Annotated in this window: 23 protein-coding genes; 13 read left to right on the forward strand and 10 right to left on the reverse strand. The window is 62.8% G+C overall.

The genetic code is table 11. From position 1 onward, the window contains the following. The first annotated feature begins 87 nt into the window (after positions 1 to 87). The 3 genes from sufT to OW493_RS02130 all read left to right on the forward strand — a co-directional run bounded on the left by sufT (position 88) and on the right by OW493_RS02130 (position 2,280). Positions 88 to 663 carry a putative Fe-S cluster assembly protein SufT gene (gene sufT, locus OW493_RS02120; protein ID WP_077372522.1) on the forward strand — a complete coding sequence of 192 codons (576 nt, stop codon included), beginning with the start codon at positions 88 to 90 and terminating at the stop codon, positions 661 to 663. 166 nt (positions 664 to 829) lie between these two features. Next, a complete protein-coding gene (locus OW493_RS02125; RefSeq protein ID WP_084209049.1) occupies positions 830 to 1,435 on the forward strand; it encodes a YceI family protein in 606 nt (201 codons plus the stop codon). Positions 1,436 to 1,653: 218 nt separating this feature from the next. Beyond that, on the forward strand, positions 1,654 to 2,280 hold the full coding sequence (locus tag OW493_RS02130; RefSeq protein WP_240704208.1) for an ElyC/SanA/YdcF family protein: 627 nt from the start codon (positions 1,654 to 1,656) through the stop codon (positions 2,278 to 2,280). A 111-nt stretch (positions 2,281 to 2,391) separates the two neighbouring features. Here OW493_RS02130 and OW493_RS02135 read toward each other — a convergent pair whose 3' ends face one another. The 4 genes from OW493_RS02135 to OW493_RS02150 all read right to left on the reverse strand — a co-directional run bounded on the left by OW493_RS02135 (position 2,392) and on the right by OW493_RS02150 (position 6,297). After that, positions 2,392 to 2,850: a hypothetical protein gene (locus OW493_RS02135; protein ID WP_077372529.1), complete on the reverse strand. Its 459-nt coding sequence runs from the start codon at positions 2,848 to 2,850 to the stop codon at positions 2,392 to 2,394. A gap of 211 nt (positions 2,851 to 3,061) precedes the next feature. Next, complete coding sequence (gene rimK, locus OW493_RS02140; protein ID WP_077372532.1) at positions 3,062 to 3,970, reverse strand: 30S ribosomal protein S6--L-glutamate ligase; 909 nt, start codon at positions 3,968 to 3,970, stop codon at positions 3,062 to 3,064. Between the two features lie 151 nt (positions 3,971 to 4,121). Next, positions 4,122 to 4,631 carry a RimK/LysX family protein gene (locus OW493_RS02145; protein ID WP_077372535.1) on the reverse strand — a complete coding sequence of 170 codons (510 nt, stop codon included), beginning with the start codon at positions 4,629 to 4,631 and terminating at the stop codon, positions 4,122 to 4,124. Positions 4,632 to 5,178: 547 nt separating this feature from the next. After that, a complete protein-coding gene (locus tag OW493_RS02150; RefSeq protein WP_289863089.1) occupies positions 5,179 to 6,297 on the reverse strand; it encodes a DUF3549 family protein in 1,119 nt (372 codons plus the stop codon). A 764-nt stretch (positions 6,298 to 7,061) separates the two neighbouring features. On the opposite strand from OW493_RS02150, the gene OW493_RS02155 reads away from it, so the two are divergent. The 3 genes from OW493_RS02155 (at position 7,062) to OW493_RS02165 (ending at position 9,461) form a co-directional block, all read left to right on the forward strand. Then, positions 7,062 to 7,796, forward strand: a complete 735-nt coding sequence (locus OW493_RS02155) for an amino acid ABC transporter substrate-binding protein (protein WP_103751385.1) — start codon at positions 7,062 to 7,064, stop codon at positions 7,794 to 7,796. 229 nt (positions 7,797 to 8,025) lie between these two features. Then, positions 8,026 to 8,700, forward strand: coding sequence for an amino acid ABC transporter permease (locus tag OW493_RS02160; RefSeq protein WP_077372544.1), 675 nt, complete (start codon positions 8,026 to 8,028; stop codon positions 8,698 to 8,700). Further along, positions 8,697 to 9,461 carry an amino acid ABC transporter ATP-binding protein gene (locus tag OW493_RS02165; RefSeq protein ID WP_077372546.1) on the forward strand — a complete coding sequence of 255 codons (765 nt, stop codon included), beginning with the start codon at positions 8,697 to 8,699 and terminating at the stop codon, positions 9,459 to 9,461. The genes OW493_RS02160 and OW493_RS02165 overlap by 4 nt, the downstream gene beginning before the upstream one ends. 155 nt (positions 9,462 to 9,616) lie before the next feature. Here the strand turns inward: OW493_RS02165 and OW493_RS02170 are convergent, their stop codons facing one another. Continuing rightward, complete coding sequence (locus tag OW493_RS02170; protein WP_084209043.1) at positions 9,617 to 9,874, reverse strand: late competence development ComFB family protein; 258 nt, start codon at positions 9,872 to 9,874, stop codon at positions 9,617 to 9,619. A 137-nt stretch (positions 9,875 to 10,011) separates the two neighbouring features. Then, positions 10,012 to 12,000, reverse strand: coding sequence for a cation:proton antiporter (locus tag OW493_RS02175; RefSeq protein ID WP_289863092.1), 1,989 nt, complete (start codon positions 11,998 to 12,000; stop codon positions 10,012 to 10,014). Positions 12,001 to 12,076: 76 nt separating this feature from the next. On the opposite strand from OW493_RS02175, the gene OW493_RS02180 reads away from it, so the two are divergent. Both OW493_RS02180 and OW493_RS02185 read left to right on the forward strand, forming a co-directional pair. Next, entirely contained in the window at positions 12,077 to 12,442 is a 366-nt protein-coding gene (locus OW493_RS02180) for a YqcC family protein (protein ID WP_084209041.1), read from the forward strand. Between the two features lie 28 nt (positions 12,443 to 12,470). Continuing rightward, on the forward strand, positions 12,471 to 12,971 hold the full coding sequence (locus tag OW493_RS02185; protein ID WP_077372558.1) for a gamma-glutamylcyclotransferase family protein: 501 nt from the start codon (positions 12,471 to 12,473) through the stop codon (positions 12,969 to 12,971). A 114-nt stretch (positions 12,972 to 13,085) separates the two neighbouring features. Here OW493_RS02185 and brnQ read toward each other — a convergent pair whose 3' ends face one another. Continuing rightward, positions 13,086 to 14,426, reverse strand: coding sequence for a branched-chain amino acid transport system II carrier protein (gene brnQ / locus OW493_RS02190; protein WP_219815740.1), 1,341 nt, complete (start codon positions 14,424 to 14,426; stop codon positions 13,086 to 13,088). A 274-nt stretch (positions 14,427 to 14,700) separates the two neighbouring features. Beyond that, positions 14,701 to 15,915 (reverse strand): DUF1853 family protein, encoded by a 1,215-nt coding sequence (locus OW493_RS02195; protein WP_289863094.1) that lies wholly within the window; start codon positions 15,913 to 15,915, stop codon positions 14,701 to 14,703. 929 nt (positions 15,916 to 16,844) lie between these two features. Here OW493_RS02195 and OW493_RS02200 point away from each other — a divergent pair. The 4 genes from OW493_RS02200 (at position 16,845) to OW493_RS02215 (ending at position 20,122) form a co-directional block, all read left to right on the forward strand. Beyond that, positions 16,845 to 17,186 (forward strand): hypothetical protein, encoded by a 342-nt coding sequence (locus tag OW493_RS02200; RefSeq protein WP_084209039.1) that lies wholly within the window; start codon positions 16,845 to 16,847, stop codon positions 17,184 to 17,186. Between the two features lie 116 nt (positions 17,187 to 17,302). Continuing rightward, positions 17,303 to 17,635 (forward strand): hypothetical protein, encoded by a 333-nt coding sequence (locus tag OW493_RS02205; protein WP_176502704.1) that lies wholly within the window; start codon positions 17,303 to 17,305, stop codon positions 17,633 to 17,635. Between the two features lie 427 nt (positions 17,636 to 18,062). Further along, complete coding sequence (locus OW493_RS02210) at positions 18,063 to 18,821, forward strand: haloacid dehalogenase type II (RefSeq protein WP_217622088.1); 759 nt, start codon at positions 18,063 to 18,065, stop codon at positions 18,819 to 18,821. A gap of 617 nt (positions 18,822 to 19,438) precedes the next feature. After that, on the forward strand, positions 19,439 to 20,122 hold the full coding sequence (locus OW493_RS02215; RefSeq protein WP_077372570.1) for a carboxylesterase: 684 nt from the start codon (positions 19,439 to 19,441) through the stop codon (positions 20,120 to 20,122). A 78-nt stretch (positions 20,123 to 20,200) separates the two neighbouring features. Here OW493_RS02215 and OW493_RS02220 read toward each other — a convergent pair whose 3' ends face one another. Further along, complete coding sequence (locus OW493_RS02220; protein WP_289863098.1) at positions 20,201 to 20,725, reverse strand: DUF6314 family protein; 525 nt, start codon at positions 20,723 to 20,725, stop codon at positions 20,201 to 20,203. A gap of 28 nt (positions 20,726 to 20,753) precedes the next feature. Between OW493_RS02220 and OW493_RS02225 the strand changes: the two genes are divergently transcribed. Beyond that, positions 20,754 to 21,641, forward strand: a complete 888-nt coding sequence (locus OW493_RS02225; RefSeq protein ID WP_084209035.1) for a carboxylate/amino acid/amine transporter — start codon at positions 20,754 to 20,756, stop codon at positions 21,639 to 21,641. Here OW493_RS02225 and OW493_RS02230 read toward each other — a convergent pair. Then, a complete protein-coding gene (locus tag OW493_RS02230) occupies positions 21,638 to 23,281 on the reverse strand; it encodes a PLP-dependent aminotransferase family protein (RefSeq protein WP_289863101.1) in 1,644 nt (547 codons plus the stop codon). The two genes, OW493_RS02225 and OW493_RS02230, sit on opposite strands and share 4 nt — an antisense overlap. Between the last annotated feature and the right edge of the window lie 114 nt (positions 23,282 to 23,395).

Raw genomic sequence — 23,395 nt, forward strand, 5'->3', positions numbered from 1 at the left:
CAGGGGATGTTGTGACCCGCACATCCTGAGTGAACCCACAGTATTCTTGATCCGCATGGCTGTCATGCGGTTCGGCAAGGAGAGGGCATGAGCCACACTGAAGACCAGCTGGCCAGCCTCGGCAAGGGCCAGAAGATGCCGTTGCAGCGTGACGTGGAAGGTATCTCGGTACCCTTCGGCAAGTCGGTGACCCTGCATGAGGACTCAGTGGTCGAAGTCATGCAGGCCAAGGGCGGCACCGTCAGCGTGGCGTACGAAGGCCGCATGTACCTGATCGAGAGCTTCAGCCTCGATGCACTGGGACTGGACGCCGTGCCGCGCCCGCATCTGCCGGCCGGGCAGAGCGACGCCGAGATAGAGGCCTTCGTCTGGGCGCAGCTGCGCACCTGTTTCGACCCCGAGATCCCGGTGGACATCGTCGAGCTCGGGCTGGTCTATGGCTGTCGTATCGACACCCTGATCAGCGGCGAGAAGATGGTCAATCTGAAGATGACGTTGACGGCACCGGGCTGCGGCATGGGCAACGTGATCGCCGAGGATGCCAAGCGCAAGATCCTGGGCGCGGAGGATGTCTCCAAGGTTCACGTCGAGATCGTGTTCTCGCCCCCCTGGTCGCGGGAGATGATGAGTGAAGAGGCGCGCCTGGAACTTGGCATGTTCTGACGCTGCGTGTCGCTCGGGCGCAATCGCGCAACGGGCGGCACGGCCGTCTTGACGGAACCTCTCGCGCCAATCGCTTTCCAAGCCGTGCCAAGGACTGCACCATGGCGCCGTCGTTGCGTCATGTGGCGTCGAAGATCGTGATTCTCTGCCAGCAAGGAATATCCCAATGCGCTACCCGACAGCCTTACGTGTCCTGACCGCCAGCCTGATAATGAGTACTGCCGTCAGTGCACAGGCGTCATGGACACTGGACAGCGATGCCTCACAACTGAATTTCCAGTCCACCAAGATGAGCAAGAACGGTGCCAGCACCGTCGAGCAGCACGCCTTCGATTCCTGGCGTGCTCGCGTCAATGATGCGGGCCAGTTGTCGGTCGAGATTGACCTGGACTCCGCCGATACCGGTATCGAGATCCGTGATCAGCGTGTCAGCGAGAAACTCTTTGAGGCCGGTGACTATCCCCTGGCCGTGCTGACCGCGTCACTGGACATGCCGACGCTCAAGGTCATGGAGCCGGGCGATACCCAGCATGTCAGCCTGGAAGGGCAGCTGACGCTGCATGACAGTACCCAGACCCTGCCGGTGAGCTTGCAGGTGACACGTCTGCAGGGGGAGCGCTGGCTGGTGCAGACGGACGCGCCGGTGATGGTCGATGCCAGCCAGTTCTCGCTGGTGGATGGCATCCGTACCCTGCGTGACCTGGCGGGACTGGGCAACATCGCGACCCAGGTGCCGGTCAGCGTCAAGGCGATCATGACGCAGGAAGAGTGAGCCGACAGGCGTCTGCCCTGACCCCGTGGCTTCGAGCCTGCAGGCGTCATCTCGCTGGTGCTGCGTGCATGGCTTGGGTAGGCTGGGCGCTCATGCTTGCATGATGCAGTGAATGGCGATATTCGGTAGTGACAGGCAAGGATGGGTGCGGGGAGCAGATGCGACGAGTGATCAAGCGGGCCGTGATGGCCATGATTGGCCTGTTGGTCGTGAGCCTGATGATAGTGGTCGGGCTCAATCTGTGGGTCGTGATGTCGACCCGTGATCGCATCGCGTCTTCCCCGCTGACCTGCGAAAGCCGTGAAGTGGGAATCGTCTTCGGGACCTCCCATGGCCTGGTAGGCGGAGGACGCAACCCGCACTATCAGGCTCGTCTCGACACCGCAGCCCAGCTCTACCGGCTGCATCGAGTGAGCAACCTGCTGCTGTCAGGGGACAATCGTACGCGTTATTACAATGAGCCGATGACCATGTGGCGTGACTTGCGTGATCGCAATGTGCCACAGCAGTTCATGACGCTGGATTACGCCGGATTCTCGACCTTCGATACGCTGGTGCGTGCGCACAAGGTCTTCGGTGTCGATCAGGCGGTGCTGGTCACGCAGCCCTGGCATCTGCCACGGGCACTGTTCATCGCTGACGTGCTGGGGTTGGATGCCGTCGGCTGTCCGGCGGTTTCCGAGCGTCGGCCTGCGGGGCTGCGGCTGATGCTGCGCGAATGGCTGGCGCGTGCCGCCACGGTGGGGGATCTTTACCTGTGGGGCCGCAAGCCGCGTTTCCTGGGGCCGGCGGAGCGACTGCCGACACCGGTATTGCCCGCCGTACCGGCCGTGACAGGCAGTTGACGACAGCGGCTCAGCGTATCGGGCGGCCAACACGAAAAGCCCCCGTCTTCCGATAGGAAGCGGGGGCTTTTCGTGTCTGCTCGAGGCTTTTTCCGCTGAGCGGGCCCGAGGTCAGCCTGCGCGGCGGCGTGCCGCGATGCCGGTCTGGTGACGATAGAGCTCGCGAATCAATTGGCGGCAGTTGTGGAAGCACGCTTCCAGCACCTTCTCCATGCTGTCCGGGAGAGGATGCGTGAAGGCCGTCGAGCAGGCCTGCATCAGCACGCGCTCCTGTTCGAGCAGTTCGTTGATCAGAACCTGATTGTCATTGCTGACGATGCTCTTCAGGCGACTCCACAGCCACATGTAGTCATCACGCTCGACATCAGCGTCTCGCGGCATCAGGCTCAGATGCTTGCGCGTCTCGACTTCCAGCGCCTGCTTGAGCTCCACGCGCCGGGCATAGAAGGGTTCAAAGGCCTTCAGCAGCCCGGGACGCAGCCGTTCGGCGTTGTCCTCGAAATAATCAAGACTGTCTGCCAGGGCTTCCTGGACGCTATCCATCGCCACCTGGCGATTGTCGAGAAACATGGGCGGTCACCTCCTCCGTCAGGAGAGATTGTGCGGGTGAAAACAGTGTTTTTCTACCCCTGATGTGCAGAAAGTCCTGATATTTCTTCCCGTAGCGTCAATCCACTCATTTTACGACAGTTCGATGACGTTATCGTGACGTCCGACAGTGTCACGGCTGTCCGTGATCAGCGTCATGTCTCCCAGAATGCTCTGGCAAGCCGGCGGCATCTCACCCCTTGGGCTTGGGCGGGATCTTCCTGGCGGGTGCGGCGGACTTGGCGATGTGGTCGATGATCATCCCCGCGATGTCCTTGCCGGTTGCCGTTTCAATGCCCTGCAGACCCGGTGAGGAGTTCACTTCCATGATCACCGGGCCATGGTTGGCGCGCAGCAGGTCGACACCGGCGACGGCCAGGCCCATGGCCTTGGCGGCGCGGATGGCGGTGGAGCGCTCTTCCGGCGTGATGCGAATCTCGCTGGCCGTGCCGCCACGGTGCAGGTTGGAGCGAAACTCGCCATCGGCGGCCTGGCGCTTCATGGAGGCGACCACCTTGTCTCCCACCACCAGGCAGCGGATGTCGGCGCCACGCGCTTCCTTGATGTATTCCTGCACCATGATGTTGGCTTTCATGCCCATGAAGGCCTGGATCACGCTCTCGGCGGCCTGGTTGGTCTCGGCGAGCACCACGCCGATGCCCTGGGTGCCTTCCAGCAGCTTGATGACCAGCGGCGCGCCCTTGACCATGGTGATCAGGTCGGGGATGTCATCCGGCGAATGCGCGAAGCCGGTGACCGGCAGGCCCAGTCCCTTGCGCGACAGCAGCTGCAGCGAGCGCAGCTTGTCACGCGAGCGCGCGATGGCCACGGAGTCGTTGACCACGTAGGTACCCATCATCTCGAACTGGCGCAGTACCGCACAGCCATAGAAGGTGACGGAGGCGCCGATGCGTGGCACCACGGCGTCGAAATGCTCGATCTCGGCACCCTTGTAATGGATGGAGGGGCGGTGCGAGGCGATGTTCATGTAGCAGCGCAGCGTGTCCACGACGCGTGCGGTATGCCCGCGGGCTTCGGCTGCCTCGATCAGGCGGCGAGTGGAGTAGAGGCGGGAATTGCGCGACAGGATACCGATATGCATGAAATCCTCCAGAGCCGAAAGGGCCGTCAGGAATGAGAAGGTGGCGAAAGGATGAAAGAGGTGCGTCAGGAGGCGTCTTGCGCGAGCGCCGCGAAGGCGGCGTGCCCGTTCGAGTCATGCCGGGGGCGAGTCTTGCGCAATGTGAAGGTCGTCAGGGCTCGCCATGCAGATAGGCGGCACCCGGTGCCACCAGCAGGCGACGCAGTGCACGGCGCCCCAGCAGGATGGGGTGGCGCATCTGGGAGCGATCGACCAGTGTCATGTCGATGTCGTAGTCGAGCCCGGCGAGCTGCATGCGGGAGCGAATCACGTAGCGCCACTGTGCCTGACCGTTGGAAGACCTGACCCGACGCCGGTCGTGGACCCGTGTCTCGACATCATGGGGCGGAGAATCACTGCCGCCACTGCGCGTGATGAAGCGTACCCACAGGTCTTCATCCTTCTCGAAGACCTCGATGTTCTCTGCGTGCAGTGCGCTCGAGTGCGCGCCAGTGTCGATCTTGGCGTTGAGGTGCAGATGCAGCTCCGGCAGCTCGATCAGTTCACGCCGCCCGACGACGGCTCGCGGCCGAAAGCCGAGCAGATCGTGGTTCAGGGATCTGAGATCCAGAGGCGGTGCCTTGTGAGCGTGATGACGAGCAGGGGTCTTGGAATGCGGCATGTTTCATCCTGAATCAGAGGGCATGACCTGGCCTGGAGGTCGGGTCACGGCATGAAAGGCACCGTGGTGATCGCAATGGCGCGTGGCAGACAGCGGGATTGCGACCAGACGGGCGCGCAGCATAGTCACTTACCGTATCAGCAGCAATCCTTGTTGGCATATCTTTGGCTGCGAGCAGCGCCGCTCCCGTGCCTGGCGCCTTGCAGAGCGCTTTCACCGGGCAGTTCTCGCGCACGATGATCAGGCCTCTCCCAAGTGTCGTGGGTTATGCGCATGATCTCAAGGACTGTGATGCTCACCTGTCGCTTGCGCTGGCGACCACCGGGCAAGGTGCTGGGCCTAGAGCTAGGCATAGGGCTGGGCCTGGGGCCGAACGAGGTACGTGGCGCAGTGCCGGGCACGAGCCGAGAGGAGAGATTGGCCAGGACGGGCCGGCAGGGGATTGGCCATCAGGACCGGCGAGGGCGGCGGGTCCTGATGGCAGGGCTGGCTCAGTGGCTCAGTAATTCAGAGGCTGAGAGGCTGAGAGGCTGAGAGGCTCAGAGGCTCAGTGGCGTTGCGTCGGCGCCACCGTCCGGCCGGTGAGCGACGCCAGGGCGAGCCCCAGGGCGCTGTCGGGTTCGGCGTTGCGCAGCGTCATCAGTACCGGCAGACGCAGACGCGGAATCAGCGCCAGATCACGGGCGAGAGCCTGGAAGCTGGCCTGCGGGCAGTTGGCCAGTCGCACGAGGAAGGTCGGCAGGCGCTCGGCATCTTCCAGATGGGCATAACCGCGTGCGGCGATCGCGACCAGCACATCCACGCTGGCGGCGCTCTCGTCCGCCAATAGCGTATCCAGCCATTCGGCGGCCGCTGGCAGGGGGCTGGCAGCCGCTGCACGCAGGCAGGCGCACAGGGTTTCCAGGTCTCCCAGCTCCCGTGCCGTCTGACCGCGGCGAATCAGACTGTCGAGCAGCTCCGCCTCCAGACTGTCCGTCAGCGGACTGGCCAGCTGCGGATGGGCCGGGGGAGCCTGCTCCAGGCACAGGGCGAGCGCGCGCAGCGGCGTGTCGGGAAGATAGCCGATCCGTTCGATCATCGCCTCGGCAAGTTCATTGGTGAACTCACCGCGACGCGTCAGTCCATCGGCGATGCCCTGCAGGCCAACGCTGGGCCAGTCATCAAGGGGCAGTTGCGCGGCGAGATAGCGTTCCGCCTGTTCGTAGTACTGACTGGCAGGGCGATCACAGTCGATGCTGGCGCGGGCATGCAGCATGGCGCGCAGGCTGTCATCTGGAGTGAAGGCCAGGGGATTGTCCTGCATGAGGTTGTCGATCTTGCCTGCCTCGGCCTGCAACAGGTCAGAACGACCGACGCTCAGTGCCGTCTGGCCGAGTGTGGTCAGAAGGCGTTCGAGGAATGCATCTCGTTGCGGCGGAGAAAGCCGGCCTTCTTCATCCAGCGGCAGGGCCAGAAACCATACCAGCGGATCGTCGATGCCAGCGGGTCGGAAGACGCACGCCAGTCGGGCCTGTCCCTTGAAAGGTTGCGACCACGGCTGTTGCTGGGTCTCGAAGGCTTCCAGCTCTTCAAGGCTCAAGGGGGACAGGATGCGCCCCAGATGATAAAGGTGCACGTCAGCACCGGTGCGCTGGAAGAAGTTGCTCAGGGAGGAGAGTGGAGTCATGAGGCTCACCGCTGCGGTTGGGCTCCCCGGACGCAGTGCGCGTCCGGGACGGCCTGAGATTGGGCGTGATATCGGCAAGGATACGCCATGAATGGCTGAGACTTTAGCGATTCGCCTCTTGGCATGCCACCCGCGAAGGCTGTCGCGCATTGTCGCAACACCTTGATTGCAGAAGGATTGCCGGCTATGGGGTCTTTGGGAGACGTCCTGGTGACTCGCTGATGAAAATTTGATCAATTTTCTCCTGCCCAGGTCTGGTGCGGCTTGCAGCGAGGAAGCACAAGGTTATCCACAGTATCGTCCACGGAAGACGTGAATAACTGTCATCCTGATGACCTCAGCCTGTCATCGTTAGCCGCTACCCGGTGGCGTGCTCTTGAGAGGGCACACTCAATCCGAGTGGCAGCGGTCGTTGCGCCCGCCGGGACGCCTCGGCGCATGGCTGGTCAGCAGAGGCAGGCATGCTAGAATCTCACCATTGCTCGCGCATGTAGCGTTATTCCTTTTCGTTCTTACCAAAGTGGAGGAAATGTTTGGGAATGCGCGACAGGCTCGTTATTCTATAAAACTAAATCACATATAAATGCTGTCGCTTATGCCTGATTCGTTGCTGTCATGTGCTCGCTGCGTGTGGGACGGTGGATGACGTCTGCACTTCGACACATGCCTTGCCCGCATAAGTCTGCCACCATCGAGGATTTCCGATGCGCCATTCACGTTCATTTGCTGCCGTCTTCTCTGCCACTGCTCTCAAGGGCACCGTGATGGCAGCGGCATTGGGGGCTGCTGCCATGGGCAGCCTGGCCGCTCACGCCGACACCCTGAAGGTCGGCATGTCCGGGGGCTACTTCCCGTTCACCTTCGTCAAGCAGGACAAGCTGCAGGGCTTTGAGGTGGATGTCCTGAATGCCGTGGGCGAGATCACCGGCGACGATGTCGAATTCGTCACCATGAGCTTCTCCGGTCTGATCGGTGCACTGGAAGCGGGTCGTATCGATACCGTGGCCAACCAGATCACCATCACCGATGCGCGCAAGGCCAAGTTCGCCTTCACCCAGCCGTACGTCTATGACGGGGCGCAGGTGGTCAAGCGTCGTGGCAATGACGAGATCACCGGCGTCGAGTCCCTCAAGGGGCACAGCGTGGCGGTCAATCTGGGGTCCAACTACGAAGCGCTGATGAAGGAGCTGCCGTACGCCGACCAGATCGACATCAAGACCTATGAATCCAACATCGAGCAGGACACCGCCCTGGGCCGTGTCGATGCCTTCGTGATGGACCGCGTCAGCGCAAGCCAGGTGATTCAGAAGACACCGTTGCCGCTGGAGCTGGCAGGCACGCCGTTCTCACGTCTCGAGAACGCGCTGCCGTTCCGCAAGGATGCCGAAGGCGAAGCCAAGCGTGACGCGGTGGATGCCGCGCTGACCGAGCTCAAGGAAAATGGTCGTCTGGCCGAGATTTCCAACAAGTGGTTCGGCAATGACATCACCACGCCTTGAACATTGACGGGCGCGCCCTGATACAGGGGGCACCCGTGGGCGAGCCTGACGCATGACGGTGTCATGTGCAGGCGCGTCAATCGATGTCGTGAGCAAACGGGGTGACGGCACAACCGTCACCCCGTTGCCGTGATGATGCTCCACGTGTCGCCGGGATATTGCCGTCATCACGTCGATGGGCGTCTTCCGTGAGACTCTCAGCCAAGCCCTCAGCCTGTCCGGATAACGAATGGATACTCTCAATATCGATTACATGCTTGGCCTGCTGCCGGTCATGCTCAAATACCTGCCACTGACACTCAAGATGGCCTGTATCGGCATGGTGGCCGCGCTGGTACTGGCCTCGCTGTTGGCGGTAGTGCGGGTGCTGAAGGTACCGGTGCTCAACGCGCTGACCGTGGTGTTCATCTCCTTTTTCCGCGGTACGCCGCTGCTGGTGCAGCTGTTCCTGTTCTACTACGGCCTGCCGCAGGTGATGTCGTTCCTCACCCAGATCGATGGCGTGACCGCGACGATTCTGGGCCTGACGCTGCACTTCTCTGCCTACATGGCCGAGTCGATCCGTGCGGCCATCGTCGGCGTCGATCGCAGCCAGACCGAGGCGGCGCTGTCCATCGGCATGACCAATGTCCAGTTGATGCGTCGCATCGTGCTGCCACAGGCAGCCCGTGTGGCGGCTCCCACGCTGATGAACTACTTCGTGGACATGATCAAGTCCACGTCGCTGGCCTTCACGCTGGGGGTGACCGAACTGATGGGCGCGACCCAGAAGGAAGCGGCCAGCAGCTTCCTGTACTTTGAATCCTTCATCATGGTGGCCATCGTCTACTGGGTGATGGTGGAAGGGCTGTCCTTCGTGCAGCGCTGGATGGAGAAACGTCTCAACAAGGCCTATCAGCGATGATTGCAGTCAGAAATCTGATCAAGAAATTCGGCGGGCAGGCCGTGCTCGATGGCATCACGCTGGAAGTGAAGCAGGGCGAGATCATCGTCGTCATCGGCCCGTCGGGTACCGGCAAGTCCACCTTGCTGCGTTGCATCAACTTCCTGGAACAACCCGATGACGGGGAAATCCAGATCGGCGAGCACAAGGTCGCAGCCACACGCGCCAGTCGCCATGACATTCTTGCCCTGCGTCGCAACAGCGCCTTCGTGTTCCAGAACTATGCGCTGTTCGCCAACAAGACGGCGCTTGAGAACATTGCCGAGGGCCTGATCGTCGTCAATGGCTGGCCCAAGGCCAAGGCGCATCAACGCGCCCGCGAGATTCTCGAGCGCATCGGCATGAGCGAGAAGGCGGATGCCTTCCCGGCGGCGCTTTCCGGCGGACAGCAGCAGCGCATCGGCATCGGGCGTGCCATGGCGGCCCAGGCCGAGGTCATCCTGTTCGATGAGCCGACCTCGGCGCTCGACCCGGAATGGGTCGACGAAGTGCTGGAGCTGATGAAGCAGCTGGCGGTGGAGCGTCAGACCATGATCGTGGTCACTCACGAGATGCAGTTTGCGCGGGAAGTCGCTGACCGCGTCATCTTCATGGAAGGCGGGCGTATCGTCGAGCAGGGGCCACCGAGTCAGCTGTTCAGCGCGCCGAAGGATGACCGCACCCGCGCCTTCCTGCGCAAGGTGCTCGATGAAGTCCCGCCGCAGGGAGCGGCAGGTATCTGAGCGGCTGCCATCTCAAGGGCAACCCTCATCACGACGGCCCACCTGCCTGCGCAGGTGGGCCGTCGTGGTTGGTGAGGCCCGTCGTGATTGATGGCGATCGTCGTGATTGCCCGGGCGCATCGCGGGGATGCGCCCGGGGCAGAAGAGGACGGCGACTAGCTGCGTCGCGGCATGCTGTGCACCCTGGCCACCGCATCATCGAGAGCCAGGGCCACACGCTCTTCCAGCAGCTCCTGTTCGGCAGGGGTCATGTAGAAGGCCATGTCCACATCATGACGGATGTAGCGCGGTGCCAGCTGATTGAGCGCGATGCAGGCGACATCCTCGCGGCTGTCGCCATCCATGCCGCTGGCCGTGGCATGCAGGCGTATGCCATCGAACACTAGCTGCTCCATGTAATTGTGGACGCCCATCGACTGTGGGCTCCCCTGGGTCGAGCAAGACGCTGCGTGCTGTCCGTGCATGATGAGTCTCCCTTGTGACGTGACGAAGGCGGTCATTGCCTGCTGTCGAAAGGCCGGTCTCCTGTGCCCGTCCGACGGACAGAGCCTCAGCCCGACAACAGACGCGCTTCTGCCTCTTCAATATGATCAGCCAGCCCGGACAATACCAGCGTATCGCCACACGCGAGACGAAGATCACCGGTGGGCTCCTCGATGCAGTCCCCGTTGGCGCGCACGATGCGGGAGATCAGGATACCGCTGCGCTCCGGCAGGGAGATCTCGTCCAGTCGGCGCTCACAGGCCCAGGTACTCTCGGTCAGGGTCACGGGATGGCGTCTCAGCAGCGGGTTGCCACGCTTGTCGGTCAGCTGGGACTGCTGGCCGTGGAAGTAGCCATGCAGCAGACTGTAGCGGGCCTCGCGGGCCTTCTGGATCGAGCGCGCCACACGGCGAAATGGCACCTCGAGATTGACCAGCACATGCGAGACCAGCATCAATGAGCCTTCCAGTACCTCCGGGATCACCTCGGTCGCGCCGGCGGCCTTGTAGGTGTCCAGGTCGGCATCATCCTGGGTGCGCACCAGCACCTTGAGCTCGGGGAGCTGCAACGGCTGGATGGCATGCAGGATGGCCAGTGCATGCGGCAGCTGGTTGACGGTGATCACCACCTGGCGGGCGCGCTCGATGCCCAGTGCGCGCAGAATGTCCTGACGCTGGGCATCACCGAAGACCACCGGTTCACCCGCGCTGGCGGCTTCATGCACGCGGATGGGGTCGGCATCGATGGCGATCCACTGGAGCTTCTCCTGGGTCAGGAAGCGCCCGACCGTCTGACCGACACGCCCGAAGCCGCACACGATGACGTGGTCGTGCAGCGGGGCCGTGGCCTCGCTCAACTGCGCCGTGGTGTGCGGATTTTCCTGGGTGGGGGTATGTGAGCGGCAGGCACGTTGCGACAGATGCTGGTTGTGACGAATGAGCGAGGGCGTGACGACCAGCGAGCCGATGATGATCGCCACCACCAGTCCCACGGTATCGGTGTCCATCAGCTGCTGTTGACTGGCCAGTGCCAGCAGGGCAAACCCGAACTCTCCGCCCTGTGACAGCACCAGGCCGGTGCGCATGGCCGAATCCAGTGGTCGTCCGGAGAGTCTGGCAAGCCCCGTGATCAATAGTGCCTTGGTGGTCAGCAGACAGATCACGCCGGTCACCACCCAGTACCACTGTGCCAGCAGGACATGCGGGTCGAGCAGCATGCCCACCGAGACGAAGAACAGGCCCAGCAGGATGTCCCGGAACGGGCGAATGTCCGCCTCAATCTGATGCCGGTAATGGCTTTCACCGAGCATCATGCCCGCCAGGAAGGCGCCGAGCGCCATCGAAAGGTGCAGGCTATGGGTCAGCCAGGCCGAGAACAGGGCCACCAGCAATACGGTGAGCACGAACAGCTCTTCCGAGCGTGAGCGCGCGACTTCCTGAAAGACCAGTGGCAGCACCCATTTGCCGATGGCCATCATCACCACCACCAGGCCGATGCCCTTGGCCAGCATCACGCCCAGATCGCTGAGCAGCTGGCTGCCATCTCCCGCCATGGCCGGAATCAGGATCAGGAACAGCAGGGCGGCAAGGTCCTGAAACAGCAACACTCCCACCGCGGCATGGCCGTGGGGGCTGTCCAGCTCGTTCCAGCGCGCCAGCTCCCGCGTCACGATGGCCGTGGAAGAAAGTCCCAGTGCGCCGGCCGCGACCAGCGCCGCGGCAGGGGGCAGCCCCAATGCGCAGCCCAGCGCCCAGAAGAGTCCGCTGCAGACCACCACCTGGGAGGCGCCCAGTCCGAAGACGGTGGTCTTGAGGGCTCGCATGCGGGGCATCGAGAATTCCAATCCCAGCGAGAACAACAGAAAGACCAGGCCGAACTCCGACAGAAAGGCCAGCTCTTCCGGACGGCCTATCCAGCCTGCCAGATGCGGGCCGACCAGAAAGCCCACCGCCAGATAGGCCAGTACCGGTGGCAGGTGCAGGCGTCGGAACAGCGCCGCCGCGACCACCGAGGCCCCCAGCAGGATCATCACGTCATTGAACAGGCTATCTGCCATCTGGCCCTCCTGGCCTTCCAAGCGTATGAACGGGATAATACCGTGAACGCATCATGCATGAATTGACGGAGGTGTCATGAACCCGACCGAAATACCCCAGGACGGCGAACTCGCCGGCAACGCGCATGACGAATTGCGTGACCTGCTGGCACGCCTGGAAGCGACGATGAAGGCGGCGGATCTGTGGCGCATGGAGACACCGACCCCAGAGGCCTTCATGAGCGTGGAGCCCTTCTGCGTGGACCGCATGGACATGGGGCAGTGGCTGCGTTTCGTGTTCATCGCGCGTCTCGAGGCACTGTGTGACGCGCGTGGCAGCTTCCCGGTGAAGTGTGACGTGGCGCCTGCCATCGAGGCCTGGTTGAAGGATGCGCGTCCGGAGCGCCGCGTGGCGATGACGGAAGTCGTACGCGAGATCGATACGCTGATCACCGACAACTGAGTCGTCGCGGTTCACACGGGAGACGGGTATGCCGTACTACTTCGCCTACGGAAGCAACATGAATCCGGCGCGTGTCGCGGCACGCATCGGTGACACGCGTCGTGCCCTGCATGGCTGGCTGGAGGAGCATCGACTGAGTTTCGACAAGGCGTCGCGTGTTCCGGGGATCGCACATGCCAATGTGCAACCGGCGCGGGGTGAGCGTGTCGAAGGGGTGCTCTACGAGCTGCGCGACCCTGAGCAGATCACCCTGATGGACCCCTACGAGGGGCGCCCACATGAATATGAGCGCTTTCGTCATGCCATCGTGACACGTGACGGTGTCATCGAGGCCTGGGTGTACATCGCCTTGCCGGAGCGCACCGGTCAGGGACTCAAGCCGGCCCGTGAGTATCTCGAGCACCTGCTTGGCGGGCGTGACTTCCTGACCCCGGACTATTTCACGGCATTGGCAGACGTGGAAGCGGTGCACTCGCTGGATGATGACACGCTCGCACGGCTGGGGCTGTCACGCAGCACACCGCGCTGAGACGCCAGAGACGACAGCCGTGACGAAAAAAGCCCGCCCCTCATCACGAGGGGCGGGCTTTTTCATGGCAACGCCCTGGCAACATCATGCCACCAGGGGAAGGCCGAGGGGCGCTCAGCGTTGCTCGGTCAGTACCGGGTCCAGATTCGTCTGGTCACGACGGCTGGTCAGCATGCCGATGATCAGGCCCGCCAGTGCAGGTGCCAGCCAGCCCAGATTCATGGAGGCCAGCGGCAGCAGCGGCTCGATTCGGTGCGAGATGGCCATCAGGGAATCGATGCCACTGGCTTCGAAGCCATCGAGCAGGCTGACCAGCAGGGTCAGGCCCAGGCTCCAGGCGAATACGCGCGGTGCATCATGCAGGCGCGGGCGCAGGTAGGAGAGCAGCGTCAGCACCAGCACCAGCGGATAGAGCGTGACCAGCACCGGAATCGAGACGCTGATCAGCGTCGAGAGGCCCAGGTTGGCGATCAACGCCGAGGCCACGGCCATCACGATCACCAGCAAACGGTAGGGCACGCTCGGCAGCAGGCGATGGAAGAACTCGCCGCAGGAGGTCAGCAGGCCCACCGCGGTGGTCAGACACGCCAGAGTGATGACCAGCGCCAGAATCAGCTTGCCGGCATCCCCGAACAAGGCCTCGACGTAGACCGGAATCAGTTCGCCCTTGGCGGCTTCCGTCACCAGAGCATGGCTGGTGGCGCCCATGTAGGTCAGCGGCAGATAGACGGCGGCGAGACAGATCGCGGCGATCGCGCCGGCCCACAGGGTGTAGCGCGTCACGTCAGCGGTGGCGGTGATGCCACGCGCCTTGATCGCGGAGACGATCAGGATGCCGAACACCATCGAGGCCAGCGCATCCATGGTCAGGTAGCCCTGCTGGAAGCCGGTCATGAAGGGCGCTTCGGCCCACTCGGGGCTCACCGGGCCCAGCGGTCCCTGCGGGTCGATGATGGTGAACAGCGCGATCAGTGCCAGCAGCGCGATCAACAGCGGAGTCAGCCACTTGCCGACCACGTCCATCAGCTTGCCGGGGCTCAGGGCGATCAGGGTGGCAATGCCGAAGAACACCACCGAGTGCAATGCCAGGCCTGACTCGGGCGTCATGTCGATGAACGGACGCATGCCCATCTCGAAGGCGACGGTGCCGGTACGCGGGATGGCGAACATCGGCCCGATGGACAGATAGATGGCGACGCCGAAGGCCGCTGCCGCCCACTTGGGCAGCGGGGAGGTGATCTTGTCGAGCCCGCCGCCGATCACGGCGACCGCAACGATTCCGGCCAGCGGCATGCCGACACCGGTGGTCAGAAAGCCGAGTGCGGCTGGCCAGAACTCGGCACCTGCGCCCTGACCTACCTGAGGCGGGAAGATGATGTTGCCAGCGCCAAGGAAGAGCGCAAATGTCATGAAGCCCAGCGCCACGATATCGAGGCTGGAAAGTCGTGTTTTCAAGATGACGTCCTACGGATTCAGCGGATGCGTTGCGGCAGCAGGATGTCGGAGTCGACACGCTGCCGGGAAGCCGTTGGCCAGCGACAGGGGTGAGGTCACCAGCAGACTCGGGCTCGCGGGGTAGTGCGAAGCCCGCGTCTCATGGCGAGAAACAGGCCAACCTGTGAGTCGCCTGAATCTGACGCGGCGCATTATCGTTGATTTCACGCATCAAGACAAAGTGAGTACTTCCTCCCGAGCAGTCCGCTTGCCGGTCTGATCGCGACGTGAACCGTCAGGTGGGGGAAGCCGGGGGCAGCGGGATGAAGTGAGGCCATCCATCCGGCACCACGAATACCCGCCATTGAGAGGAGGCCTCGTGTCGCGAGTCCAAGGGCCGGTGCGGCGCGCGTTCCAGCCATAGCTGACGCGGATGCTGAGGCGGCGCCTGCCGGGGAGTGCCCGTTGGCGGGTTCGCTTCCCCGTCAGAGGGCGCGAAATAGTCCTCGAGCCAGAGTTGCAGCTCGCGCCACCCGGTCAGTGATTGCACTGGGGGAGGGGCCAGCCAGGCGGGCTTTTCCCTGAGACACCCCAGCAGCGGCGCGGTATCCATCGCGGTACTGTCGAGGCTCTGGCAGAAGGCGGCAAACTGGCTCACGGGGACCCACCAGCCAGCCTGCGCCGCGCTTGAAGGATGGCAGTGACGCGGTGGCGGCAGCTGCTCATCGGCAGGTGTCTCCGGCTGCCAAGGGCGAAACAGACCGCCGGGCATGGCCAGGCATTGGCCCGCGAGCCACCCGGGGGGCGAGCCTCCCGTCGCCTTGGCGGCGTCGCTCACGGGTAGACCAAGCGCCTGACGAATCGTCTGTTGCCCCCGCTCGCTGAGCGCCAGTGGCAGCTGGTGCGCAAGACTGCGTCGCGTCTTGATGGCGAGACTGTCGGCGCCGCCCGGGCCGATCCAGCGCTCCAGGCCATCCGCCGGCCCCGGACCTTGTGGTAATCCCAGATAGAACTTGATCGCGACTTCCAGGTGGGTGGGGGTCGTATCGCCTGCCGCCAGATACAGCATGTCCAGCTCGCCCAGCGTGATCTTGCCTTCCATGATCCTGAGATTGTGGGCCAACAGTCGGCTGCCCGGGGCGTGGGCCAGCACGAACCGCCACAGCAGCTCGTGATAGAGACCGAGCCGATGGTGGCGACGCTCATCCACCGCGGATTCCAGTGCCTCGGGGGCCTGCTCAAGCTCGCTCAGCCAGCGATGGCGAGCGATGACGTCGCCCAGTCCCAATGCCTCGAGAGCCGGGCGCTGATAGGGGAGCAGTGTCAGCAGGTCCGGGGCACTCAACAGCCAGGCGATATCCCTGACGCGCGGATGCGTATAGCGCTCGCATTCGCCACGCAGGGTCTGCCCGGCAGTCTTCGGCCAGCGGGTGAAAGGGGCCTGAAAAGGCGCGTCATTGTCAGGAATGGGTGGCGGGTTGGGCATGTCGCCAGTGTAACGCTCACTCACCCACGCGGCCATTCGTGCCAGAGGGACCCGCGACCTCTGCTGACGGTGTTGGCGAGGGCATCGTCTTTGAGGATTGATTCCTCATGAGAACCAACCCGTGATGGTCAGGCCGGTACTCCACGCGCTGCACGTCTCTCGGCGTGTTCAACAAAGAATGTACGCAACATGCAGACAAGATGCAGGCAATGTGCGCGTGTCTCTTGAGGTCTGAATGCCCCCTTGTCATCTGACCGGGACGGAGCCGTCATCTGACGATCGCGCCCAGGCAGCGTGCTTGAGCCAGGCCCCCCCGGCGATGGTGGAAGCGACCTTCGGCGTGCCCGGTGGGCGAGGAACAATTCGGTCGGCCGGGGTGAACAATCCTTTGCTCTGCAAGGGAGTTATCCGGCTTCCTGTCGCTGGCCAACAGAAAAATAAATGCATTATTTCTCTTTCTGCTGCATCCAGTCTCAAGGCCTTGGCGTATGTCTCATCAGAACATGACGACACACTTCACCGCTGGCGACATGTTCTCCCGAGGGGAGTCTCGAGACGGGGACTTCTCTCGAGCACCGAAGGATTCTGCCAGGGCAAGGCGTCAGTCAGATGGCTGGCTCGGCACGGAATCAGGAAGTTTCTGCGCCATTATGGTTATACAAGAGTTGTCCGTGACTCTGACATGAATTGTCGATATCGAGGGGCGCGCGGAAGATGCTGGCCCCGGAATCGACAGCCCACCGCGAGTTTGTTGCTCAAGGCGAAACAGTGAGCTTCCAATGGCACGGCTAGTTAGAAAGCGGAATAAATATTAGTCTGTTAATTATCGAAGCGAAGCACGACCCACAGCCAATGGAGGACGGAGCCCGGACAGGGGCTACCCGCCAGATCCTTCACTCGCTGACAACGACTTCACGCGGAATCATCCGCTACCCAGGACCAGGAGATAGACCATGAAGAACACCACACTGAAGACATTGATCGCCGCCGCCGTCATCGCCACTGCCAGCACGTCCGCCCTTGCCGCTGATGACAGCCCTGCCGCTCTGCGCGTCCAGAATGCGCTGAACAGCCAGCAGATCATCGGCCAGTCCCAGCCGGCAGCCACCAGCCAGCAGAGCTTCGCGGAGACTGGAATGAGCGTTGCCGCCGGACGTGTCGAGCAATCACTCAATGCCGAGCACATTCGTGGCCAGCAGACCGCTGCCGTATCCCGGGCCAATGACACCGTTTCCGAGCAGGGCAAGAGTGTCGCAGCCAGCCGAGTCCAGCAGAGCATCAGCGACAACGCCTGAGCCGACGCAACGCTGAGTCGTCAACGGGTCGCAAGACACGGCCTCTCGGCGCGTCGCTCTCAAGCACTCTGTCTTTCCCTACCTCTTTCGTCAGTGTCATTTCCAGGAGTCACATCATGAAGACCTTCAATGCCCTCATCGCCGCCGCCGTTCTCTCCGTCACCACCGCAGGCGTTGCCAACGCTGATAGCGTTGCCGACCAGCAGGTCCGCGCCACCATCAGCGAATCCGTGATCCACGGTCAGGCCCAGCAGGCAGCGACTCAGCCGCTGCACCTCAACGACGCCGGCAAGAGTGTTGCGGCCAGTCGTGTCGAGCAGGCGCTGAACAACCAGAGCGTCAATGGTCAGCAGGCGCAGATCACTCGTGATTCCCGCGAGTACGTCAATGATGCCGGCAAGAGCGTTTCCGCTACCCGCGTCCAGCATGCCCTGAGCGAAAGCGTCTGAGGACAGGGGATCGCATTGGTGGATGGTCTTGGCTACCGCCACCGGGTAGGTCGTCTCTGCGCATGGTATGTGCTGGATGTCGACAAGGTGTTAGAGGATTTTCTTGAGTCTTCGTGAGGCATTCTTGCCAAAATTTACGCCGGTTGGATGCTGATATCTGCGATGTATCATTGAGAAGACTTGAGACGATTTCTGGGGCGCAAGGCGTGATAGGCGCTCGAGAATGACAAGCCAGTCAGCCCTCGCAAGGAAGGATTTTTAATCTGGATAATTGCAGATATTTCCCGCGTTTTTCGTGAAGATTCATCGCCAGTTCATGGTGAGAGTGTCATGGTGAGTCACGGTGATTAAACGTTGTTGATTGCCGAGCGGCATGCCGGAAATGTCGAGGCCGGATGCCATGATATCGATCAAGTGGAGACCCATGATGGTGCGCGGAAAACTCAAGAAGGTGGCAGGTTCAGTGTTGTTGGGTATCGGCCTGATGTCGGGGAATGCGATGGCGGATGATGTCGTCGATAAGCCCAAGGTGCTCATCTTCGATGTCAATGAAACGCTGTTGGACCTGACCTCGATGCGCAGTTCGGTCGGTGAGGCACTGGGGGGAAGAGAAGACCTGCTGCCCCTGTGGTTCTCGACCATGCTGCATTACTCCCTGGTGTCTACCGTGACCCGGGATTATCACGACTTCGGGCAGATCGGTGTCGCCTCGTTGCTGGTGGTCGCGCAGAACAACGGTGTCGAACTGACGGATGAGCAGGCGAAGAAGGCCATCATCACACCGTTGCTGACACTCCCGCCTCACCCTGACGTCAAGGAAGGTCTGGCCAGGCTCAAGGCTGAAGGCTACAAGATCGTCAGTCTGACCAACTCGTCCAACAAGGGCGTCAAGGCCCAGTTCGAGAACGCGGGACTGCTGCCGTATTTTGATGCTCGCTACAGCATTGAAGATATCCAGATCTACAAGCCGGACCTGCGTTCCTATGAGTGGGTGCTGGACAAGCTCGATGTCGAACCTGAAGAAGCCATGATGGTCGCTGCACATGGTTGGGATGTCGCGGGTGCCAAGGAAGCGGGCTTGCAGACCACGTTCATCGCCCGCCCGGGCAAGGCACTCTTCCCGCTGTCAAAGGCGCCGGATCATGTCGTGAAGGATGTGAACGAACTGGCCGACATCCTGGAGTAATTTCCTTGATTGGCGGGGGCTATCGAGATCCTGTCACCCTGAAGTCCGCGGTATCGGTGGGGCTGGCGAGTCTCCATTGACAGAAATCACATCCTGTCAATCGGGAGACTGCCAGTCCCGTCGCCTGGCAGATTCACCGTGGATACTTCGCAAGTATTCTGGCGATATTGTCGAGATTTCGTGATGGTGGTTCGCTGTCATGCGCTGTCATGCGCTGTGTTTCGTTGATGTGGATCGATGGTGCGTGATGATGGAATGGCGCGCTGGCAGGTCGCATCGAGATGGCGTGACAGTCCTCAGGCGATCTCGAGAAGGATGTTTGTCAGAAAGACCCAGAGTGCTTGAGAAAGCCCCCCCGCAGGCACGATTTCTCAAGCGCTTTCCTGTCCTGGGTGTCGCTGTCCCGACATTCATTGCCCGCCCGATTGGCGGGTTTTTTTATGTCTCGCGTCCAGGGGCGGTGCCATGGTGAGGGCGCGCCAGAAGAGGGGGAGCGCAGGCCGAGCAGGCGTACTGCATCGCGCGGTCGGGGTCTGAGCGAGGGGAGCGCAGGTGGCAGAAGGCAATGTCAATGGTAGGCTGGGCGGCATTCCCCTTTTCCAGACAGGAGCGCAGAGATGAACGACGCATCACCCCAGCATGGCCACCGTAGTCCGCAGATCATCGAGCCTCAGGGCCAGGCGGATGCCTGTGTCATCTGGTTGCATGGGCTGGGGGCGGACGGCAGTGATTTCGTGCCCGTGGTGCCGGCGCTGGGATTGCCGGCGGATCACGGCGTACGTTTCGTCTTCCCGCACGCGCGTGAGCTGGCCGTGACCGTCAATGGTGGCATGCGCATGCCGGCCTGGTACGACATTCTCGAGATGAATCTTGGGCGGCGTGTCGATGAAGTGCAGCTGCGCGAGTCCGCGGCTTACGTGCATGCCTTGATCGAGGAGCAGGTCGCGCAGGGAATCGCCAGTGAGCGCATTCTGCTGGCAGGCTTTTCTCAGGGCGGTGCCGTGGTCTACGAGGCGGCGTTGAGCTGTGAGCGGCCGTTGGGTGGGTTGCTGGCGCTCTCCACCTATTTCGCCACCAGCGCGACCATCACGCCGTCAGCCGCCAATCAGGGGCTGGCCATCAGTGTCCATCACGGCACCCAGGATGACATCGTGCCGCTGGCACTGGGGGAGGCTGGCGCCGAGAGTGCTCGCGCCCTCGGGCATCCGCTTGAATGGCAGACCTGGCCGATGGCGCACGCCGTGTGTCTCGAGGAGATCGAGGCGATCGGCGAATGGTTCACGGCACGCCTGCTGGCCTGATCGGCCGCCAGTCCCACAACGCCGCTGACGGAGTGATTCGTCAGCGGCGTTTTCATGTGCCGGCAGCGCGGGTCACGTTCAGCAGCGATAGCGATAGGCGAGATGTTCATCCTTGCGCGGGCCGGTGATGCGCCAGTCGAGGTCGAAGCCGCAGGGCTTGTCATCCGCATCGCGCACGATGACGAGGGTGGCGGAATAGAGGTCATCGATGCACAGGTGTGCCTCGCGGCTGATGAAGTGGTCACCATCGCCTGCGGGAGCCTCGATCAGGTCGAACAGGAAGACCGCCGCATCGCGGCCGCGGCGCTCATGGCTCAGTGACAGGGCCGTGCCGTCGGGGCTCAGTCGCCAGCGATAGCGATTGCGGAACGTGACACTGCTGGCCTGGCCCTCCAGTCGGAACTGCCCCTGTTCATTGAAGAGGATGTCCCACGAGTCTTCCGCCCCAGTCCTGCCGGCCCCATCAGGCATCTCCTTCTCGAGGCGCACTTCACCGCTGCCATGGCCGGACCAGGCGTTGCGTGAGGCAGGCCCTGAGCGTGACGAAAATTTCAGGTGGCGTATCTGCTCAAGCAGCGTGTGGAGGGTTACAATGCCTGTCAACTTTCTCTGCCTAACGGGTTTACTCGTCATGTCCTACCTGATCGGTGTCACGGCCCTGTGGGCCTTCTCGTTTTCCCTGATCGGCGTCTACCTGTCCGGTCAGGTCGATAGCTATCTGGCCGTGCTGACACGCATCGTGCTGGCCAGCCTGATCTTTGCTCCCTTTCTGCGCCCACGGGCGATCAGTGGCCGCATCCGCTGGCAGCTGATGGCCATCGGTGCGGTGCAGCTGGGGCTGATGTACATCTTCTTCTACCGCTCCTTCCTGCTGTTGCCCGTCCCGGAAGTGCTGCTGTTCACGATCTTCACGCCCATCTACATCACCCTCCTGGATGACATGATGAAACGTCGGCTGTCGCCATTCTACCTGCTCACGGCGATGGTGGCGGTCATCGGTGCGGCGATCATTCGCTACGACGGGGTCACCGAGGGCTTCTGGCTCGGCTTTGCCGTCGTCCAGGGGGCCAATCTGTGCTTTGCCATCGGCCAGGTCGCCTATCGTCATCTCTCGCCCCAGCTGCCTGAAGGTGTCGCGCACCGTCATGTGTTCGGCTGGTTCTATCTTGGCGCCCTGGCGCTGGTGGTCGTGATGTTCCTGCTGTTCGGCAATACCGACAAGCTGCCTTCGCAGCCGGTGCACTTCGTGGTGCTGGGCTGGTTGGGCATCGTGGCGTCCGGGATGGGCTACTTCCTGTGGAACAAGGGAGCGACGCGCGTCGATGCCGGTACCCTGGCGATCATGAACAATGCGCTGGTACCGGCGGGACTGCTGGTCAATCTGCTGATCTGGAATCGCGACGCGGACCTGCCGCGTCTCGCGCTGGGCGGGGCGGTCATCGTGCTGGCGCTGTTGATCAATCAGTTCTGGGCGCGCCAGCGTGAGCAGCGCGCGCGTGAGGCGCAGAGCGTTCGCTAGGCATCGGCTCCGTGCAGCGCGTTGCGCAGGGTCGTGGTCAATCGTGCGAGGGTCTCATCGTTCTGCAGTTGGGCCGCATTGAGGCGCAGGCCGGGGCTGACCGCCTTGAACAGGTAGCCGGGCAGAGTGGCGATGCCAGCCTCGAGCAGCTCGCGGTGCAGGCGGGAAAGGGCCGCGCCATCGAGTCCCGGCAGGCCGCACCACTGCAGATAGCCACCACTGACACCGGGCAGCCAGACGCCATCGCCGAGAGCAGAGGCAAGCGTCTCGCGCAGCAGTTGCAGGCGCTTCGCGTAGCAGCGGCGCATGCGGTGGACATGGCGCCCGTAATCGCCGCTGGCGATCAGTTCCGCGAGGGCGGCGTGCATCCATGGCATGTCGCCCATGCCATCGGCCCAGCGTGCGCGAATCAGCCCCTGCATGCCCAGCTCGGCGTCAGGCGTCACGCTTTCGGGCCGTGGGAGCCACACCCAGCCACAGCGTGCTCGCGGGTCGAGCGTCTTGGACAGCGAGCCCACCGTGATCACGCCGGGTGCCTGTTCCGGTGATATTGTCTGTCCCAGTGGCGTTGTCTGCGCCGGTGACGGTGCCTGGCGCTGATGGAGGTCCATCAGCCAGGGCAGGCGGGTGTCGAAGCTCAGTTCCGCGAAGGTGGCATTCTCGATGATCTGTACCTCGTGGCGTTGGGCCAGCTTGAGCAGGCGATCTCGATCCGTCAGGCTCAGCTGGCCACCCAGCGGGTTGTGGCAATCCGGTGAGACGATCAGCGCGTCGAGGGCGGCCTTGCCGTGTCGGTGCCAGGCCGTGGGCGGCATCTCTGGCCGCGTCTTGCCTGCACACGTCTGCCGCCTGTCCATCTGCCTTGCCTCTCCTTCCTCCAGCAGTCTGGCCAATGCCTCGATATCCAGTCCGCTTCCAGCATGTGTCGGCAGGGCAATGGCTTCGTGACCATTGGCTTCCACCGCCGCAAGCACACCGAAATAGCCGGGGGCCTCGATGCCGATGCGACAGCGTCCCCGGCTTGCGCGCCATTGTCGGAGAATCAGCGACATGCCTTGCTGAGCCCCCTGACACAGCAACAGGGTGTCACCGTGACAGTGATGGCCATGGTGGCTGAGGTGAGAGGCGATGGCCTCGCGCAGGGCGGGGGAGCCCGGGGGCAGCGCGTAGGCGCTGGGGGATTCGGCGTGATGCTTGAGCTTCTGGCGCACCAGCCGATAGAGGCGCCGCACGGCGGGCGCATCCAGCTCGGGATGCGCCGCGCCCAGCGGAGCCAGCGCCGGGTCGCTGGCATGTGCCATGGCCTGCCAGGCCGGGTCATCGATGGCCAGTGACGGAGTGGCAAGAGGGGTGCAGCGTGACGGGGCGGCGTCGTGATCGCGGCTGGCGGAAGAGGGAGGTGCCGCTGCGGCCGCGACCTGAAATCCCCGGCGCGGGACAGCCACGAGGAAGCCGGCGGATTCCAGCTCGCCATAGGCGCGGATCACGCTGTTGAGTCCCAGTCCTGACAGGGCCGCCTGGCGGCGCAATGAGGGCAGCCGTTGTCCGGGGACGAGTTGCCCCGTGGCCAGCTCGGCTTTCAAGCGCGTCGCCAGCTGTTGGTAGCGCGGCGCTGATGGGAGGTCTTGAGTGCCACTCATGCGGACTGTATCCCCTGAAAAAGCCATTCTCTGTATCTTGTATCCCCTGGTGCCTTCGCGGCAAGCTCATGTCACATCACGCCGGCGATGCATGACGCGCTCGGTGTGAGCGCT

Origin of the sequence: Cobetia sp. 14N.309.X.WAT.E.A4, from assembly GCF_030397495.1 — a bacterium.
GTDB classification, from domain to species: domain Bacteria; phylum Pseudomonadota; class Gammaproteobacteria; order Pseudomonadales; family Halomonadaceae; genus Cobetia; species Cobetia marina.